This is a genomic window from Paenibacillus terreus (genome assembly GCF_042138595.1).
GTDB classification, from domain to species: domain Bacteria; phylum Bacillota; class Bacilli; order Paenibacillales; family Paenibacillaceae; genus Paenibacillus; species Paenibacillus terreus.
In genome coordinates, this window is record NZ_JBHIRX010000007.1 from 183,919 (window position 1) to 200,838 (window position 16,920).

The 16,920-nt window shown below is 50.5% G+C and carries 15 protein-coding genes; 14 read left to right on the forward strand and 1 reads right to left on the reverse strand.

Features of this window, described 5'->3' with window-relative positions; all coding sequences use genetic code 11:
- Positions 1 to 379 precede the first annotated feature (379 nt).
- From ACE5KN_RS14865 to ACE5KN_RS14895, 7 genes are all read left to right on the forward strand, one after another.
- Positions 380 to 1,609: an MFS transporter gene (locus ACE5KN_RS14865; RefSeq protein WP_375523920.1), complete on the forward strand. Its 1,230-nt coding sequence runs from the start codon at positions 380 to 382 to the stop codon at positions 1,607 to 1,609.
- Between the two features lie 51 nt (positions 1,610 to 1,660).
- Positions 1,661 to 2,482, forward strand: a complete 822-nt coding sequence (locus ACE5KN_RS14870) for a class I SAM-dependent methyltransferase (RefSeq protein ID WP_375523921.1) — start codon at positions 1,661 to 1,663, stop codon at positions 2,480 to 2,482.
- A gap of 206 nt (positions 2,483 to 2,688) precedes the next feature.
- Positions 2,689 to 4,227 (forward strand): spore germination protein, encoded by a 1,539-nt coding sequence (locus ACE5KN_RS14875; protein ID WP_375523922.1) that lies wholly within the window; start codon positions 2,689 to 2,691, stop codon positions 4,225 to 4,227.
- Between the two features lie 33 nt (positions 4,228 to 4,260).
- Positions 4,261 to 5,412, forward strand: coding sequence for a Ger(x)C family spore germination protein (locus ACE5KN_RS14880; protein WP_375524019.1), 1,152 nt, complete (start codon positions 4,261 to 4,263; stop codon positions 5,410 to 5,412).
- 24 nt (positions 5,413 to 5,436) lie between these two features.
- Complete coding sequence (locus tag ACE5KN_RS14885) at positions 5,437 to 5,661, forward strand: hypothetical protein (protein ID WP_375523923.1); 225 nt, start codon at positions 5,437 to 5,439, stop codon at positions 5,659 to 5,661.
- A gap of 14 nt (positions 5,662 to 5,675) precedes the next feature.
- Positions 5,676 to 6,764, forward strand: a complete 1,089-nt coding sequence (locus ACE5KN_RS14890) for a GerAB/ArcD/ProY family transporter (RefSeq protein ID WP_375533099.1) — start codon at positions 5,676 to 5,678, stop codon at positions 6,762 to 6,764.
- Between the two features lie 387 nt (positions 6,765 to 7,151).
- Positions 7,152 to 7,916: a TrmB family transcriptional regulator gene (locus tag ACE5KN_RS14895; protein WP_375523925.1), complete on the forward strand. Its 765-nt coding sequence runs from the start codon at positions 7,152 to 7,154 to the stop codon at positions 7,914 to 7,916.
- Between the two features lie 18 nt (positions 7,917 to 7,934).
- On the opposite strand, the gene ACE5KN_RS14900 is transcribed toward ACE5KN_RS14895, so the two are convergent.
- The gene (locus tag ACE5KN_RS14900) at positions 7,935 to 9,056 is read right to left on the reverse strand and encodes an MFS transporter (RefSeq protein WP_375524020.1); all 1,122 of its coding nucleotides are present in this window, start codon (positions 9,054 to 9,056) and stop codon (positions 7,935 to 7,937) included.
- A gap of 255 nt (positions 9,057 to 9,311) precedes the next feature.
- Here ACE5KN_RS14900 and ACE5KN_RS14905 point away from each other — a divergent pair, with 255 nt between their 5' ends.
- The 7 genes from ACE5KN_RS14905 (at position 9,312) to ACE5KN_RS14935 (ending at position 16,915) form a co-directional block, all read left to right on the forward strand.
- Complete coding sequence (locus tag ACE5KN_RS14905) at positions 9,312 to 10,439, forward strand: ROK family transcriptional regulator (protein WP_375523926.1); 1,128 nt, start codon at positions 9,312 to 9,314, stop codon at positions 10,437 to 10,439.
- Between the two features lie 184 nt (positions 10,440 to 10,623).
- Positions 10,624 to 11,589, forward strand: a complete 966-nt coding sequence (locus ACE5KN_RS14910; protein WP_375523927.1) for an ROK family protein — start codon at positions 10,624 to 10,626, stop codon at positions 11,587 to 11,589.
- Positions 11,558 to 12,283: a glucosamine-6-phosphate deaminase gene (locus ACE5KN_RS14915; protein WP_375523928.1), complete on the forward strand. Its 726-nt coding sequence runs from the start codon at positions 11,558 to 11,560 to the stop codon at positions 12,281 to 12,283. The genes ACE5KN_RS14910 and ACE5KN_RS14915 overlap by 32 nt, the downstream gene beginning before the upstream one ends.
- 67 nt (positions 12,284 to 12,350) lie before the next feature.
- The gene (locus ACE5KN_RS14920; RefSeq protein WP_375523929.1) at positions 12,351 to 13,661 is read left to right on the forward strand and encodes an ABC transporter substrate-binding protein; all 1,311 of its coding nucleotides are present in this window, start codon (positions 12,351 to 12,353) and stop codon (positions 13,659 to 13,661) included.
- A gap of 199 nt (positions 13,662 to 13,860) precedes the next feature.
- The gene (locus tag ACE5KN_RS14925; protein ID WP_375523930.1) at positions 13,861 to 14,664 is read left to right on the forward strand and encodes a carbohydrate ABC transporter permease; all 804 of its coding nucleotides are present in this window, start codon (positions 13,861 to 13,863) and stop codon (positions 14,662 to 14,664) included.
- A 9-nt stretch (positions 14,665 to 14,673) separates the two neighbouring features.
- On the forward strand, positions 14,674 to 15,507 hold the full coding sequence (locus ACE5KN_RS14930; protein WP_375523931.1) for a carbohydrate ABC transporter permease: 834 nt from the start codon (positions 14,674 to 14,676) through the stop codon (positions 15,505 to 15,507).
- A 22-nt stretch (positions 15,508 to 15,529) separates the two neighbouring features.
- Positions 15,530 to 16,915: a family 4 glycosyl hydrolase gene (locus ACE5KN_RS14935; RefSeq protein WP_375523932.1), complete on the forward strand. Its 1,386-nt coding sequence runs from the start codon at positions 15,530 to 15,532 to the stop codon at positions 16,913 to 16,915.
- The last annotated feature ends 5 nt before the right edge of the window (positions 16,916 to 16,920 follow it).

A 16,920-nucleotide genomic window follows, 5' to 3' on the forward strand; every position in this document is an offset into this window, starting at 1 on the left:
CCTGATTCAATGTATGCAGTACATATAAGGTTACCTTTAAAAAATGGCAGACCAATCCCGGTTCTCCGCGTACAAGCAGAGAGGTTTGCAATATTCATTTGCAAAACGTTCTAACCCGGATAAACTGATCTACCACACGTAACCCTCCGTTCATTGTGAATTAACAACAGGCTAACATATCAATCCATTTTTAGCAAGTGACAATCCGTCAGCTGAATGAATGGCATGATGAGATGATGACGCGTTCCGGAAATGATCGAGACCCGCTGCTTTGCTGGCGAGGGCCGATTTTTTTATTGACAAGCAGTTGGCAAGGTTTGTGTTATATACTGGATGTGTCAATGACAGAGACAAAATCCAATTGCTAAGGAGAGAACTGATGAACTCGGACAGGAACTGGAAGAGGAACACCGCGCTTTTCTTATCTGGCCAGACGATATCTCTATTTGGATCATCACTGGTACAGTATGCCATTATGTGGTACATCACGCTAAATACCCAGTCAGGCATCATGATGACCCTTTATATTCTTTGCGGTTTTCTGCCCACCTTCATTCTATCGCCATTTGCAGGCGTTTGGGCGGACCGCTACAACCGGAAAAAACTGATCATATGGTCCGATTCGACCATCGCCTTTTCGACGCTTGTCCTCGCGATCTTGTTTCTGGCAGGCTATCATTCGACCTGGCTGCTCTTCGTAGTAGCAGGGATACGTGCATTGGGAACGGGCGTACAGACACCTACGGTCGGCGCATTGCTGCCGCAAATGGTACCAGGGGACAAGCTTACCAAAGTGAACGGGATTTTGAGCAGTCTGCAGTCAGTTGTCATGCTGCTGTCTCCCATGCTTAGCGGCGCTTTGATGACGGCAGCTCCTATTGAATTCATTTTCTTTATCGATGTGATTACGGCGGTTATTGGGGTTTCAATCCTCTTATTTTTTGTGCGGGTACAATCCCATGAGAAAGCCGGGCAGGAGCAGGCTATTAGCTATTTTGAAGATATGCGTATCGGTTTTGCTTATATCAGGGACCACGTTTATGTACGAACCTTTTTTATATTTATAGCCTTTTTTATGATCCTTGTTTCGCCGGCCGCATTTTTGACTCCATTACAGGTGACACGAAGCTTTGGCAATGATGTATGGCGTCTGACCGCCATTGAAATCGTCTTTTCGATCGGCATGATGGCAGGCGGCCTGCTGATGGCTTCCTGGGGAGGCTTAAAAAACAAGGTTCATACGATGGTGCTTTCCTGCCTGGTGATCAGCCTCAGTACCATTGCGCTTGGCATTGTTCCTGCTTTTTGGCTGTACCTCGTGATCATGGGCATTTTCGGAATTGCAATGCCATTTTTTAACACCCCCTCCAATGTGCTGCTGCAGCAGAAGGTGGAGGAGAACTATTTGGGCAGAGTATACGGCGTTTACGGGATGCTGAGCAGCAGCATGATGCCGCTCGGAATGCTGGCTTTTGGCCCGATCTCCGATATGATTGCGATTGAATGGCTGCTGGTGGGAACCGGGGTGCTTCTCCTGATTGAGAGCCTTCTTATGCTGCGGAGCAAAGCGTTGGTCGAGGCCGGAAATCCTGATGGATTGGCAGAGTGATTAAGAAAGCGAAGAAACGGAAGCTTGCGGAATCGGGCAGAGAGAGGCAAAATGGAAGAGTCATCATCTGATAAAGGGGATGCTGCTATGCCAATCGATTTTCATTCGGAGAGAAACCGTTTCACCTATGCGAGCCGGGAAGTGGATGCCAGCTGGCTGGAGAAAATTAGTGAGCTTGCAGAAGTCAGTGGTAAGCAGGCCTTGGACCTGGCCTGCGGGGGAGGTATTTATACCAAAGGTCTGGTGCAATTGGGGGCTGGTCATGTCACAGGTCTGGATTTCTCGAAAGAGGTGATCGCAGGTGCCCGGATCCATTGCCAAGGCATCGAAAATATCGAGTTTGTTGAAGGCAATGCACTCGAAACGGGCTTACCGGGTGACGGATATGATTTGATTTTGCAAAGAGCGTTGATTCACCATCTGGATGAACCCGGTTTGAAGCAGTGTTTATTGGAATGCAACCGTTTACTGCGCAAAGGCGGAGTACTGCTTATCCAAAACCGTACACCGGAAGACTGCTTGCTGCCTGGGAGTAGTACCCATATTCGCGGTTACTTTTTTGAGCGTTATCCAAAATTATCGGCCAAAGAGGTTAAACGCCGTTATGCAAGTGATGTGGTGATGAATAGCTTGCGGGACGCAGGCTTTACAAAGGTGGAAGAACATCAGTTTTGGGAGACCCGGAAAATTTACAATGAACCCGAACAGTTATCCGACGACCTGCTGCAGCGCACGGGCCGTTCTTTGCTGCATGAGCTGACCGACGAGGAGCTCGCAGACCTTGTGGGTTATATCGGGCGACAATTACAATGGCAGGCGGGCTCGCCAATCATTGAAAAAGACAGATGGACGATTTGGAAAGCGACTAAATAGAGTTTAAAAAGAGATAAAAAAATCTTTTAATGCAGGAGATGATGCCCTCTATGGAGCAACTCCTTCTTTTTTTTGCTATTAAAAAACTATTTTGCTGGAGGAACATGGATTGAGCGGCTGGTAAAAGACGGGATAATAATTACCACTTTGGTTAAAATAACGATATGTTAATACCGTAAACAGAATTGATGACAGGAGGAGGGGGGATGCAGACACGATTTTCTGCTTCGGATGGCAATAACGAATCTAAAGACCGTACTGCTCTGGTTGCTGAGCTGGACGTCAATGTAAAGGCACTTAAAGAAGCATTAGGCGAAGCCGACGACATTTCATTTCGGTCATTTTTGATCGGAGGAACGGTCAGGGCAGAACTTATCTATATTCCCGGTATGTCGGACAGGCAGGAGATTGACAACAGCATCCTGAGGCCTCTCATGGAAGCAGGGGACATTGCAGTCAACGATTTGCAGGCTGTGAAACTCAACCTTTTACCTGTCATTTCTGTCGATGAGTTTGCGTCTGCTGAGGAATGTGCCGCGCAGTTGATCAAAGGAAATCCCATGATCCTTGTTGATGGTTGCACCGGTGCTTTAGTTTTCGGAATAGCTCAATGGGACAAGCGCAATGTGGAAGAGCCTCAGACTGAAACGGCGTTGCGGGGCCCGCGCGAAGGTTTCACCGAATCGATCACGACCAATCTCTCCCAGTTACGGCGCAAAATTCAGAGCGTCAAACTGAAGGTAAAATCGCTGACACTTGGAAGATATACAGGGACTGAAGTCTGTATCGTTTATATCGACGGCTTGGCTAAACCTTCCTTAATACATGAAGTGCAGAGCCGGCTTGAGCGTATCGATATTGACAGTGTACTGGAAACCGGATACATAGAAGAACTGACAGAAGATCATCCATACTCACCGTTTCCGCAGCAGCAGTTTACGGAACGGGTCGATATCGCGGCAGCGAGCTTGCTCGAAGGCCGCGTTGTTCTGCTGGTCGACGGCACGCCCGATGTGCTGATCGTCCCTGCGACGCTGGCAACGCTTCTCCAGGCCTCTGACGATTATTACAACCGAGCAATATATTCAAGTTCATTGCGTTTTTTGCGATACTGGACACTTCTCATATCCATGGTGCTTCCGGCAGTGTATGTCGCGATTTTAAATTTTCATCATGAAATGGTGCCTGGCAAGTTGTTGGTCAGCATTGCCTCCGCTCGTGAGGAAATCCCGTTTCCGACTTTCGTGGAAGTCATGATGATGCAACTCGCGTTCGAGGTGCTGCGTGAAGCCGGGCTCCGTCTTCCTAGGCAAATCGGTTCGGCTGTTACCATCGTCGGTGCGCTGGTTGTGGGAGAAGCCGCCGTATCCGCAGGACTTGTGTCGGCTCCGATCGTCATTATTATTGCGTTCACGGGTATTGCGGGATTTACAGCGCCACATTATTCTTTGGAATTCGCCATTCGCCTGTTGAGGCTGCCGCTCATCGTGCTGGGCGGGACACTGGGCATGCTCGGCGTAATGTTTGGCATTATCGCCATTGCTACTCATTTGTGCATGCTGCGCTCTTATGGCGTCCCCTTTTTATCCCCGTTTGCACCTTTTACGCCAAATGAAATAAAGGATACCATCATTCGTGCCCATCTCTGGAAAATGTTAAGGCGTCCCGGTTTTACGAGTCTGAAGAACCGTCATCGACTGGCACGGGGACAAAACCCGGGCTCACGCAGAGGAGGCGGGAAGTGACGTCATATGAACAGAAGGTTAACTTTTACCTGCATGCAAGCTTCTAAGCAGCTATTACTTGTGATGGCGGTGACTGTTTTAATATTTACGACGGGATGCTGGGATCGAATGGAAGTCAATGATCTGGCGATTGTGACGACAGCAGGTTTGGACCGCAAGAACGATGGAATGATTGAATTGTCCTTGGAGATTGTCATCCCCAAGGAGGGAGGGAGTAAGACACAAAAGAGCAACAGCAGCTCCAAAGGCAACGGCTCGACTTTGATTTGGTCCGCTTCAGGAGTTACGGCGGCGGATGCTGCCTCAAGGGTGCAGCGCAAGCTGTCCCGCACCGTCTACTGGGGGCAGCTTGAAATGCTGGTTGTGGGAGAGGCGTTGTCCCGCAGCCAGTTTCGCGAACAGCTGGATTATCTCGTTCGCGACAACAATATCCGCCTGCAGGTTGAGCCTTTCGTCTGCAAGGGAGCAGCACGGGATTTTCTTGCATCCGCCTCCCCGCTTGAACAGACCAAAGCGGATTTTCTGGGTGGTGAATCCCGGCGGCTTTTTGGCAGACCGATAACGCTAAACCGCCTGGTACAGCATCTCGGCAATATTTCAGAAGAGGCTATAATTCCTTATGCTGATACTACGCATGACGGCAAGAAGAGTGTCCCATATGTAAAAGGTTATGCTGTCTTCTCCCGCGATCATATGGCTGGAGTGATTCAAGGCAAGTCATTCTCGGGAATGAAATGGATATTGAAGCAAGTTGAGGGTGAAGTTGATACGGTGAGGTTGGAGCGGCCCTTCTCTTCGCTCATTTCCCTTAAAGTCATCTCTTCCAGCACCCGGCTGGTTCCTAAACTGGAGGGAGAAACGCCGCATATGGACATGTTGATCGAAACCGAGATGAGTGTTGTTCAAAATACGACTCGTTTCAAAACGTCTGATACGAAATTTATTCGTTATGTTGAGAATGCGGAGGTCGACAATATCCGCAATAAGGTTGAGACATCAATAAAGCAGGCCCAAAGGCTGGGGACCGATATTTTCGGCTTCGGCGAAGCAATCAACCGCCGCAATCCCCGGGAGTGGCAGCATTTACAAGACCGGTGGAGGCGAATTTATCCTTCGATTCAAACCAATGTAATGGTCAAGGTGAAGATCCGCCAAATTGGGATGAACAATGAGCCAGTCGGCTAATCATGAAAAGAGGTGTTGAGCTAAGTGACTTGGTTGAATGTGGCAGGAACAACGTTCGCAACCGCTTTGATGATCTGGGCCGAATGGCGCGGTCTGGGTGATAAGCAAAAGAGAGAACGGGTGTCCTTGATCGCCGCCGCAGGTGTCGCATGGTTCATGGCTATGCTCATACTTCTGTTTCCCAATATTCCAGGCCCGATCGAAATGTTGAACAGTCTATTCAATCCGCTGACTGCCGGGTTGAAGTGAGGAGGGGGTTTCCTGTGGTGGAGAAAGGAAAGATTTCCGCAGCGCAGCTAGGTCTGCTTTTTTATTCGGTAGCTGCCTATGACGGAATCCTGTATATCCCGAAAATAACGGGGAAGGAAGCCGGACACGATTTGTGGATATCACCGATCTGGGCTCACCTGCCCGGTTTGCTGTTCGTTCTTATGGTGCTCCGCCTCGCCCGCATATTTCCGAAGGAAAGCATAATCCAGTATAGCGAGCGGCTTCTCGGACCCTGGTTTGGCAAAGCCGTGGGACTTGCCGTTGTATTTTACGGTATTAATCTGACCTCCGTTATATTGAGAGAGTATGGCGACTTCATTTCAGCCGTTTTTATGCAAAAAACACCCACCCTTGTCGCCACAGGAAGTATGGTTTTGCTTATATCTTATGCCGTCAGAGGAGGCGTGGAGGTTCTGGGGCGGCTGGCACAGCTGTTCCTGCCGCTGACGTTCCTGGTGTTCGGACTGTTGATTTTGTTGTCGATTCCTGAATGGGACGCAAATAATATTTTACCAATTATGGGCAAAGGGATTGCTCCGTCCGTTGAGGGGGCCATTATTCCGTTTAGCTGGTTCGCCGGATATTTGATGATCGGGCAATACTTTCCATTCGTGTCGAATCAGAGGAAAACGATAGTGTACGTATTATTAACCTGGTTTGGTATCATGCTTACACTGTCTGTCTCTGGCCTCGTGTCCGTCTTTCTTTTTGGCAAGCATATCAGTACATTGAACTATCCGTTTATTGAAGTCGTTCGGTATATAGGGATAGGTAAGTTTATCCAGCACCTCGACGCTTTACTGCTGATCGTTTGGCTCCCCGGAACCTTTATTCAGTTAACCACCTATTTGTACACGGCAGCTCTGGGTGCGAGTCAGTTGTTCAGGCTCAATCAATACCGCCAGCTTGTGTTTCCAATTGGCATGCTTGCGCTGGTGATGTGTATGTGGAGAACTTCCAGCGTTGACGCCTTCGAAAAATATTTGGGAACAAGTCATGTCATATTCGATTTTTTCTACATGCTTCTCGGCCTTCTTCTTTTCTTAACGGCATGGATTCGTAAGCGCTTAGGCCGATTGTAGCTTCCCAAGGACCTGCGTCTGCCTGTGGCAATGCTGCGAGTGGTCTGTTTTTTTGTCAAAAACGACTGATAGTACGTTTCGAGGTCTGGTATAATTCAGCTATAATCCATCTTAATGAGGTCATTCATGCATAACCTTGCGGATTTTATTGTACGACATCCTGTTGTTTCTTTTATTCGCGGATGCGAATTCGCAATCCGTGCGCCATGGTCCATGCGGGAAAGACGCTGCTCGATTATTTGTTGTTTTATATACAGAACGGAAGCTGCCGCTTTTGGGTGGACAGCAAATCTTACCGAGTATTCGCCCTGTTAGCACTTGAGTAAGATGGATGAAGGGAAACATTGTTTGTGGATTAAGTCCCCTTTAAGGAGGAGTAATACAGCAGTGCTACAAAAATTCGGCTATTCACAATATGAAAGCAAAGTCTATGAAGCGCTCGTTCAGAGAGGAGAACCGCTGGATGCAACGACTGTTGTCAAATTATCTGGTGTTCCCAAGGCCAAAATTTACGAAGTGTTAGCCCGTCTGGCGGAAAAAGGCCTCGTGCTCGATGCACTATCTGGCAAGAAGCGTTTGTATGCCGCGCTCCCTATGGATAGCGTCATCGACAAGCTGAAGCGCGAATTCGAACGAGACATAGCGGAGCTGCGCGAGACTGGCGTCCGCAAAACCTATCGGGATGACCAAATATGGAGCCTGAAATCGCACGCCTCCATTCAGGCTTATTGCAAGCAGATGGTGGAGGAGGCGCAGAAGTCTATCGTGCTTTCCATGTGGAGCGACGAATTCGCGGAGTTCGCAACGGTGCTGGAACGAAAGGAGCGGGAAGGCGTACAGGTTGAGGCACTCGTTACGGGAAAAGATGAACCGCTCGTCAGTATTTCGAAGCTGCATGTTTTGTGCCCCTCTGCTGAGCATGAACATCTGGAGCGTTTTACGCTGCTTGTTACGGACGGAGACCAGGTGTTGTTTGCAGGCATGGAGCAGGGGAGCTGGCAGGCGATCCGGACGAAGGCTCAGCCATTCGTCACTTTTTTTACGGAATATTTCCACCACGATGTAGCGCTGACTGCAATCACACGCAGATACGCGCCCGATTGGATGCAAGACGAAGAACTGAAATCGCTCTTGATGAGACTGCGGTATTGATGGTTGTGGTAATCGGCACTATGCGCTGCGGGTAAGCGAAAAGACTGCGCAGCCGAGTGCGGCCAGAGCCAGAAGACCGCCGACCCAGAAATTGTTCGCCACCGAGCTCGTTTCAATGATGACGCCACCAATCAATGATCCGCACGCGATACCAAGCTGCATGATGGACGAGTTCAAACTAAGCTGAATATTTGCCTCCTCCGGTGCGTTCTGGATCAGGTATGTTTGCTGAGCTGGGGAGATGGCCCAACTAAGCGCGCTCCAGATCATGACGGCAGCCAGAAACAAGTAGAATGAGATGTTTGCCGCCAAGGGAAGCATGAACATGGAGCAGGCGAAGCATGCCGTAATGACGATAAGCGACCGCCTTGTGCCCCACCGGTCGGAAATCCAGCCGCCCAAACCGCCGCCCGTCACGGCCGCGATACCGAACAGGAAGTAGACGAGACTCAGGATTCCGGAGCTGACCGGAAAGAGCGACAGTACGTAGGGTGCCAAGTAAGCATACAAGGTCAAATGTCCCATCAACAACAGAAACGAGATGAGCTGACCGCTGACAATTTTGCCGTTCTTGAGCGAAGCAAGCTGCTTGCGCAGGGGAACGGCCTTTTCCGGTGGGGATTTGTGGAGAAATAAGGAGATGCCCACGATCGCCACAGCGCTCATTCCGGCAATGAATAGAAACGGCGCTCGCCAACCATACGCGTTACCGATTGTCATTCCAATCGGAACGCCCAGAACGAGTGAACCACTGATGCCCATATAAATGATGCCGATCGCCCGACCACTGTACGAAGGAGGGACGAGCCGGGATGCAAGCGTGATGGACAGGACGATGATAATAGCTCCGCTTATGGCGGACAATGCGCGAGCGGATAAGATCAGGGCGTAATTGGAACTGAAGGCAACCAGCACGTTGGATAATAGAAATACGCCTAAACTGGCAAGATATAACGTCTTTCGTTCCATCTTGGCGGTCAGGTTCATGAGAAGCGGAGCCGATAAGGCAAACGCAATGGAATAAATGGTAATAAACTGACCCGCGGCGCTGACGGAAATGTGCAAGTCCGTCGCAATCAATTCCAGTATGCCTCCTACGATAAGCTCGACTGTACCGACGACAAAGGCGACAGCGGCCATCAAGATGATGCGGAAATTCAAACAGACACATCCTTTACAATAAAAAAGTTACTACTATTATAGTAACCTTTGTTAAGAGTGTGCAATGAAAAAGTTTCAAACATTTCGGCTGCACAATCGCTCACAAGCGCAGGTGCGTTCTCTGCCATGGCTGCGGCAGATGAAAAGGAAGATCTCCCTGCAGGTTCATCAATTTGACGAGCGTAAACCTATGGATTAAATTAAGCTTAAACGAAAAGCAGGGAGATTGGGATTGTGAGAAAAGGAAATTTGGAGCTTCTGAAAAAAATAAACCGGGATCTCGTACTGGAGACGATACGCTCGCAACAGCCGATCAGCCGCGCGAAAGTCGCGCAGCGCTTGAACTTCAGCCGTTCGACCGTCTCGTCCATCGTCGATGAATTGATCGCCAAGAAATTCGTGATAGAGACCGGGCTCGGGTCTTCGACCAAGGAAGGCGGGAGGAGGGCGATTGAGCTCGGGTTCAATCCGAAGTCCGGTTTCGGCGTTGGCGTCGAGCTGATGGCGAACGGGCTGCTTATCTGCATTACGGATTTGGACGGGAACATCGTGTTGAAGGAGCGCTTAGATGCGGGCAACGACTTCAAGACGATCTACGAGTGTATCCTTGGGAGCTTGGATAAAGCGTCAATTTCGATGGATACCGTAATTGCAATCGGCTTCTGCATTCCCGGACTGACGAACAGTAAGAAAGGAATCATTGTAGACGCGCCCGAGTTTGGCTGGAAGGATGTTCCTTTCGTTGATGAAATGAAGAAATATCTGGACAAGCCCATCTATGCAAACAACGACGTGAACTGCGCGGCTCTCGGCGAACGTTGGGTCGGCGGGGCGAAGGACCTGGAGGACTTCATCTATATCTCTATCGGACTGGGCTCCGGCGTGGGAAGTGCGATCGTCGCGAACGGGAGCTTGGTGCATGGCAAAGATTTTATGGCTGGAGAAATCGCATATCTGATTCAGGAGGAAGATGTATCCCGCAATCAAGTGAACGTAGCCGGACAATTCGGAGTTTTTGAGAAAAAGATTTCAGGCAAATCGCTTGCCGAGAACGAGAGCTTGATGCAAGCTCTTTTTCAAGGGTATGCGCAAGATGAGCCGCGATCCGTTCAAACAGTAAACCGCTTCGCGACACACCTGTCCATTGGAATCGCTAACATGGTCAGTCTGCTTAATCCTGAAAAGGTGATTCTCGGCGGCGAAGTGGCCGGATATCTAAATCCCTTGTTGGGCGAAATTCAATCCAGCGTCGACCGGATGACCCCGATTCGGACGGCGGTGGAGATTTCACAAATAGGAGCGGAAGCTGGTGTTCTCGGGGTGGTCGCTTACGCCTTCGATCAGGAACAGAACGTCATTTAGAAGACGCTGCTCGTTCATTCGCTTGCTTCAGAGCGCGGCAGGTTCGTAAATCCAATACGAACCTGCCGCTTTTTTTTATTATTGACATCGTTATGAAAACGGTTTATTATTCGTTTTAGTTAGTACGGGCTAAGTACAAACTAACTTCAAAAAGTGGAAATTGGGGTGCCGACAGGGTGATTACATGGTGAAGAGAAACGTGACACAGCCGTCTCAAGCTGAACAGTTGTACAGTGTCGGTGTCGATATCGGCGGAACAAAGATTATGATTCTGATCGCTAATCAAGCCGGCGATATCCTGTACCGAAAGAAAGTGAACACCTCCGGCGAATTCGACGTCATCTCCGGGCACATTACGGAATGTCTGCGTGCCGCGGCCATCCCACTGGATCAAGTGGCCGCCATGGGCTTCGGCGTTCCGGGCATCGCCAACAGCGAGGAAGGCACTGTTATCGAAGCGCCTGCGCTTCAGTGGAATCACGTTCCGTTTCGGGAACGAATGCAGCGGTACTTTGACAAACCGATCTTCGTGGACAACGATGTCAACTGCGCAGCTCTGGGCGAGCGGTGGCTCGGTTCCGCGCAGAACTTGAACGACTTCGTGGTGGTGGCGATCGGAACGGGTGTGGGAAGCGCCATCATATCCAACGGTTCGCTTGTGAAGGGCAGCAATCACATGGCCGGGGAAGTTGCTTACCTGGTCCTGGAACAAGATGTTCTGGGCAACGGCGCCAATGCCTTCGGCGATTTCGGACAATTTGAAAAGAAGATCTCGGGAGTGGCCTTATCGCAATATGGCACCCTGCCTCATGAACTGTTCGAGCAATACGCTCGCGGCGATGAGAAGGCGATATCGATTATCCAACAGTTCGTATCGGATTTGTCGATTGGCATTGCCAATATGGTGAGTCTGCTGAATCCCCAGAAGGTGATCCTCTGCGGCGGAGTCTCTCAATCGTTGTCGTCGGTGCTCGAACTGATTCGTGAGACGGTGTCAAACTTGACGCCGATTCCCACTACGATCGAATTGACTTCCATCGGGGAGGAAGCGGGGGCAATCGGAGCGGTCGCTCTCGCATTTGAAAAGGCAGGCGTGATTAAAAGAAGGGGGATTAACAATGAAAACGCATATCGCACGCAATTACCTTGAGATGTCGGAGCAGGCCGCCGAATTGATTATTCATCAAATTAGGCAAAAGCCCGAATCGCTGGTGTGCTTCGCGGCCGGCACTACGCCGCTCGGCACGTTATCCTGTTTGGTGAAAGCGGTTCACGACGGGAGGATAAGCTTCGAACAGTGCCGTTTCATCAGTCTGGATGAATGGGTTGGCCTCGGCGCTTCGGACGAAGGCAGCTGCCGGCAGACGCTTGACTCCCATTTCTTCGAACCGTGTGGAATTCAGGAGCAAAACATCCATTTTTTCAACGGAACCAGCAACGATCTGGAAGCGGAATGCAAAGCGATGGACGATTTCATTCAGGCTCACGGGAGGATTGATCTGTTGCTGCTGGGAGTCGGAGTGAACGGCCACTTGGGCTTCAACGAACCTCACGTTGATGTCGAGCTGTATTCGCACGTGACGGACCTCGCCCCGGTTACGAAGCAAGTTTCCGTGAAGTACTTTCAGGAACAGAAAAATGTGCAAAAGGGAATTACGCTGGGGATCAAACACTTGATGCAGGCGAGTACGGTAATTTTGATCGCTGATGGAGACAAGAAAGCGGAGATCATGAGAAAAGCTCTGCATCACGAAATTAGCAGCGAGGTGCCTGTTACGGTTTTGCGGCAGCATCCGAATGTATATGTTTGCCTGGATGAAGCGGCGGCGGCCCTCGTTCGCTAAAGATCGATTCCACACCCTAAAGCAACGAACGCAACAATGAATCCGAGATGATCAGGGGGTAACTCTAATGTCCAAAGTGAAAGCCAGTCTGTTGATCGGCCTTCTGTCCGTCATGCTCGTCAGCCTGGTTGGTTGCGGTTCCAATAACGCGGGCAGTACGGACACTTCGTCCGGTTCAGGTAAAATTACGCTGACCGTCACTTCCTCCATGACCGACGAAGCCCGCATCAACATCATGAACGAAACCATCAAGATCTTCAACCAAACGCATCCGGATGTCACCATTGAGTACAGCCCGAGCGCGTGGTCCGAATACGCCCAAAACCTGAAGCTGTCGTTCAGTTCCGACGCGGGGCAGGATATCGTCTATGTGGACGATACAATGCAGCAGATGCTGCAGAAGAATAACTATTTGATGGATATTACCGGCGACGTAAAGAGCCGAGGCTGGATCGACAAGGAAGTGGACGGAGCGATCGACTTCCAGAATGCAAGAACGCCCGGCAAGTACTACAGCGTGCCATTTGCGACGGCTCCCGTTGTCGTTTACTACAACAAGGACATTTTCTCTAAGCTGAATCTGACGCCGCCAAAGACAATGGACGAATTTAACGCGATTCTGGCCAAAGTCAAAGAAGCCGGCTACGTTCCAATGGAGAACGGCGGCATGTCCAATATGCCGAAGATGTGGTCGGTGTTCCACATGCTGTACAATCAAGCACCGATGGACGACGTTAAACAGTTCTACTTTCAGAAAGGAATTACGCCTGAATTTGAGAAAGCGTTTACCTCAGCTCTGAATCAGGTCAACGAATGGGAGAGAAGCGGATACTACCGGCAGGAAGACGCTTCGATCGACGGCAGCGCGGTGCCGTCGTATTACGCAAAAGGGCAGTCCGCAATGGTGCTCGGCGGCAACTGGGATATCCCGAATTACGAGGGTACAAATGTGCCGACCGGCGCGTTTGCGTTCCCGAAGCAGGATGCAAGCAGCAAGACGCACGCGATCGTCAACGCGACGGACGGCGGCTGGGCGCTGAATACGAACCTGAGCGCAGAGAAGAAGCAAGCTGCGCTGGATTTCATCGACACATTCATGAACCCGGATGTCGTCAAGCTCTGGTATGAAGGCGGTACTACGCCAACGATCAAAGCGGACATGTCGGGAGCCCAAGCCTCAGATTTGAAGAAAGAAGTCGACCAAGCGATTCAAGGTACCCAAATGGGCTTCTTCCTCGACAATGCCGTTCCGGGACTGTTTGATATTGTGAACAAGCAGCTGCAATTGATGTCTTTCCAGAAGACCACACCCGAGGGGGCATGGGCGGAGATCAAGCAGGAATACGAAAAGCTGTCTGTGGCGGCCCAAGGCCAATAGACCTTCGGGTCCAATAGTGACGTTGTCCTCTGGCCCCCTTAGGAGCTGAAGGACAACCATTCTGTAAGATGAGGTGATCCTTGTGAGACAAGAAGCCATACCCCGGCGGAGGTTCACGTTCAAACGAAGGAGCCCGGAGAAGACCAATCCGCTCGCGTACTTGTTCCTTCTTCCGGCGTTTGCGATGGTGGCCGTCTTCATGATCTGGCCAGCCCTGCAAACGTTCTATATCAGCATGACGAGCTGGGATGGGCTCAGTCCGAAGAAGTTCGTCGGATTGCAAAACTACATCCATCTGTTTACCGACGAGCCGATGTTCTTGCAAGCGATCAAGAACACGCTGTTATGGGTCGTCGGCGGCGCGACGATCCCCGTATGGCTGGGTCTTATTTTCGCCAGTTTCCTGGTCCGGGGCAAGATCCGATTCACCAAGTGGTTTCAGATGGGTTTCTTCTTCCCGCAAATCATCTCTTCCGTTATCGCCGCTGTGATCTGGAAGTGGATTTACGACCCGAGCTTCGGGCCGCTGTCCGCGATTCTCGATCATATGGGCATTGCACGGCCGGTCGCGGGTTGGCTCGGCAATCCCGATCTCGTCATGTACGCGCTGTTTGTGATTTTTGTATGGGGCAGCTTCGGCTATACAACGATGATCTTCACCGCGGCGCTTCAGGGCGTGGACTCACAGCTGTACGACGCCGCCAACATTGACGGCTGCGGAGCGTGGGGCCAATTCCGCCACGTCTCGATCCCAGGCTTGAGGCAAACGGTCACGACGGTTGTGATCTTGATGACGATCGGTTCCTTCAGCGTATTTGATATCGTCATGGCCACGACCAAAGGTGGTCCAGGATACAGCTCGTATGTCATTTCATATTACGTTTACACGCAAGGTTTTATTGTCAATCGGCTGGGCTTCGCTGCGGCGGCGTCGATCGTTCTGACGTTGTTCGTTCTTATTGTTTCGAGAAGCATCATCTGGATCAGGGAAAGGGATCAATAGCTTATGACAATGACTAGATCTTTGCTTATCCGACGCTTGCTCGTTTATATCATCATGATTTGTACGGTCTTACTGACGTTTTCTCCGTTTCTGCTCGTCATCAGCACGTCTCTGAAAACGATGAATGAAATCAACATCCATGGTCCATTGGCTCTGCCGCAAATTTTTCATTGGGACAATTATTCCCGCATTTGGGAAGTCGGCAATTTTGTGACCTATTATAAGAATAGCGTGATGGTAACCGTTGTGGTTGTCACGTTCGTCGTACTGCTGTCCCTGCTTGGCGCTTACCCGCTCGCGTATATGAAGTTCAAGGGTAAGGGGATCTTTTTTCTGGTCGTGCTCTGGGGACTTACGGTTCCTTTGGATCTGATCATTATTCCGCTGTTCAACAATTTGAAGTCGATGGGTTTGCTGAATACGATCTGGTCGCTCATTCTGCCGCAAATCGCGATGAACATCCCGTTCTCGATTTTCCTGCTGAGAGGGTTCATGAAGGATATCCCGTATGCCCTGCTGGAATCGGCCCGGATTGACGGCTCGACAGAAGTGAAAAATTTGTATTATATCATCATGCCAATGTTGTATCCGCCAATGGTATCCCTGATCGTCTTTACGGCGATCGGCACCTGGAACAACTTTATGCTTCCGACGATCCTGATTCAGAACGACCAGTTGCGCACGCTGCCGGTCGGCCTGAACTATTTTCAAACCAAGTTTACGATGGACTATCCCATGATCGCCACGGCGGCCGTCGTCTCGGCACTGCCGGCTGCTATCGCGTATATCGTCTTTCAGCGGAACATTATTTCAGGCGTCATGGTAGGGGCATTGAAGGAATAAATTACAAAGGAGTTCGATAATGATGAAAAAGATGAAGATTGCTTTAATCGGAGCAGGAAGCGTATCGTTCGCACTTGGAGCCTTGCAGGATATTGTTCTGTCCCCTCGGCTTAGAAATGAAGTGGAGCTCGAAATCGCACTCATTGATATTATTGAGGACAACGTCAACCGGACTTATCGGTATGCAAAGGAAATGTTCGATTCGTTCTCCCATCCGGCCGATATCTGGCAGACAACGACATTGGAGCAAGCGCTGCAAGGCGCCGATTTTGCCATCGTCGCCATCGAGGTCGACCGGTACTTCTACTGGTCCCAGGATTTTCACATTCCGCGCCGCTACGGCAGCAAGCAAATCTATGGGGAGAACGGCGGGCCGGGATCGATGTTTCATACGCTCCGCAACCTTGGACCCATGCTCGAAATTGCCCGGACAATGGAGAAGGTGTGCCCGGACGCTTGGTTCATCAATTACACGAATCCCGAAGCGAAACTTGTCGAAGCTGTGTCCAAACTGACTTCGATCAAGATTGTGGGCCTCTGTCACGGTTTGGATATGGGTATCCATCAATTGTGCGAGTTTCTGGAGCGAAAGCCGGAAGAGATCGGTATCGAAGGCGGCGGCTTGAACCATTTCGGCTTCTTTACGAAGATTTGGGACAAGAAGACGGGCGAGGATCTGTATCCGTTGTTCCGCGAGAAGGAGCAGAAGGCCAATCGCCTGGCGCAATTCGATCATATCGGATTGTCAAGAGCGATGTACCACATTTACGGCTATTATCCGTACCCGGGGACGAATCATTCCGGGGAGTACATCTCTTACGCCGAAGATTTTTACGCCGGATTGTCGCTGCAATACCGCTATAATCCGATTCGTGAGCAGCTGTGGAAGGAAGGTTCAAGAACGCCGGATTTCGTCTATGCTGCGAGCGGCAACAGCCTGGACAAAGGACTGTTCGACAGCGTACAGTCTCAGGAGAGTTGGGTTGAACAGGCGTACACATTCGATAAAGAGAAAGTCAGTCCGAGCAACGAATACGCCATTCCGATCATTGAGGCGATCTTCTTCGATGACGAGGTGCAGATCAACTCCGTCAATCTGCCGAACAAGGGCGCCATCCGCGGTCTTCCTGACGATATGGTAGTTGAGACACAGGCGATCGTGAACGGGCAGGGCATCGTGCTGAAGCCGATGGCCGTCGAACTGCCGACGGCGGTGATTGGCACGATCCACATTCAAGGCACCATTCACAAGCTGCTGCTCGAAGCGTTCGTTGAGAAATCGAAGACGAAACTGCTGCAAGCGATCCTGCTCGATCCAAGTGCGCCGACTTATTATCAGGCCTGCGCGATGATCGACGAGATGTGTGAGCTGCAAAAGGATATTTTACCCGCCCTCGAATGGGTGTAATCCGG

Excerpts from the sequence above, each read along its gene's own strand:
- ACE5KN_RS14925 (WP_375523930.1), top strand. The coding sequence starts at position 13,861 with ATGATCTGGCCAGCCCTGCAAACGTTCTATATCAGCATGACGAGCTGG.
- ACE5KN_RS14915 (WP_375523928.1), top strand. The coding sequence starts at position 11,558 with ATGAAAACGCATATCGCACGCAATTACCTTGAGATGTCGGAGCAGGCC.
- ACE5KN_RS14930 (WP_375523931.1), top strand. The coding sequence starts at position 14,674 with ATGACTAGATCTTTGCTTATCCGACGCTTGCTCGTTTATATCATCATG.
- ACE5KN_RS14920 (WP_375523929.1), top strand. The coding sequence starts at position 12,351 with ATGTCCAAAGTGAAAGCCAGTCTGTTGATCGGCCTTCTGTCCGTCATG.
- ACE5KN_RS14910 (WP_375523927.1), top strand. The coding sequence starts at position 10,624 with ATGGTGAAGAGAAACGTGACACAGCCGTCTCAAGCTGAACAGTTGTAC.
- ACE5KN_RS14880 (WP_375524019.1), top strand. The coding sequence starts at position 4,261 with ATGCAAGCTTCTAAGCAGCTATTACTTGTGATGGCGGTGACTGTTTTA.
- ACE5KN_RS14935 (WP_375523932.1), top strand. The coding sequence starts at position 15,530 with ATGAAAAAGATGAAGATTGCTTTAATCGGAGCAGGAAGCGTATCGTTC.
- ACE5KN_RS14870 (WP_375523921.1), top strand. The coding sequence starts at position 1,661 with ATGGAAGAGTCATCATCTGATAAAGGGGATGCTGCTATGCCAATCGAT.
- ACE5KN_RS14865 (WP_375523920.1), top strand. The coding sequence starts at position 380 with ATGAACTCGGACAGGAACTGGAAGAGGAACACCGCGCTTTTCTTATCT.
- ACE5KN_RS14875 (WP_375523922.1), top strand. The coding sequence starts at position 2,689 with ATGCAGACACGATTTTCTGCTTCGGATGGCAATAACGAATCTAAAGAC.
- ACE5KN_RS14900 (WP_375524020.1), bottom strand. The coding sequence starts at position 9,056 with ATGGCCGCTGTCGCCTTTGTCGTCGGTACAGTCGAGCTTATCGTAGGA.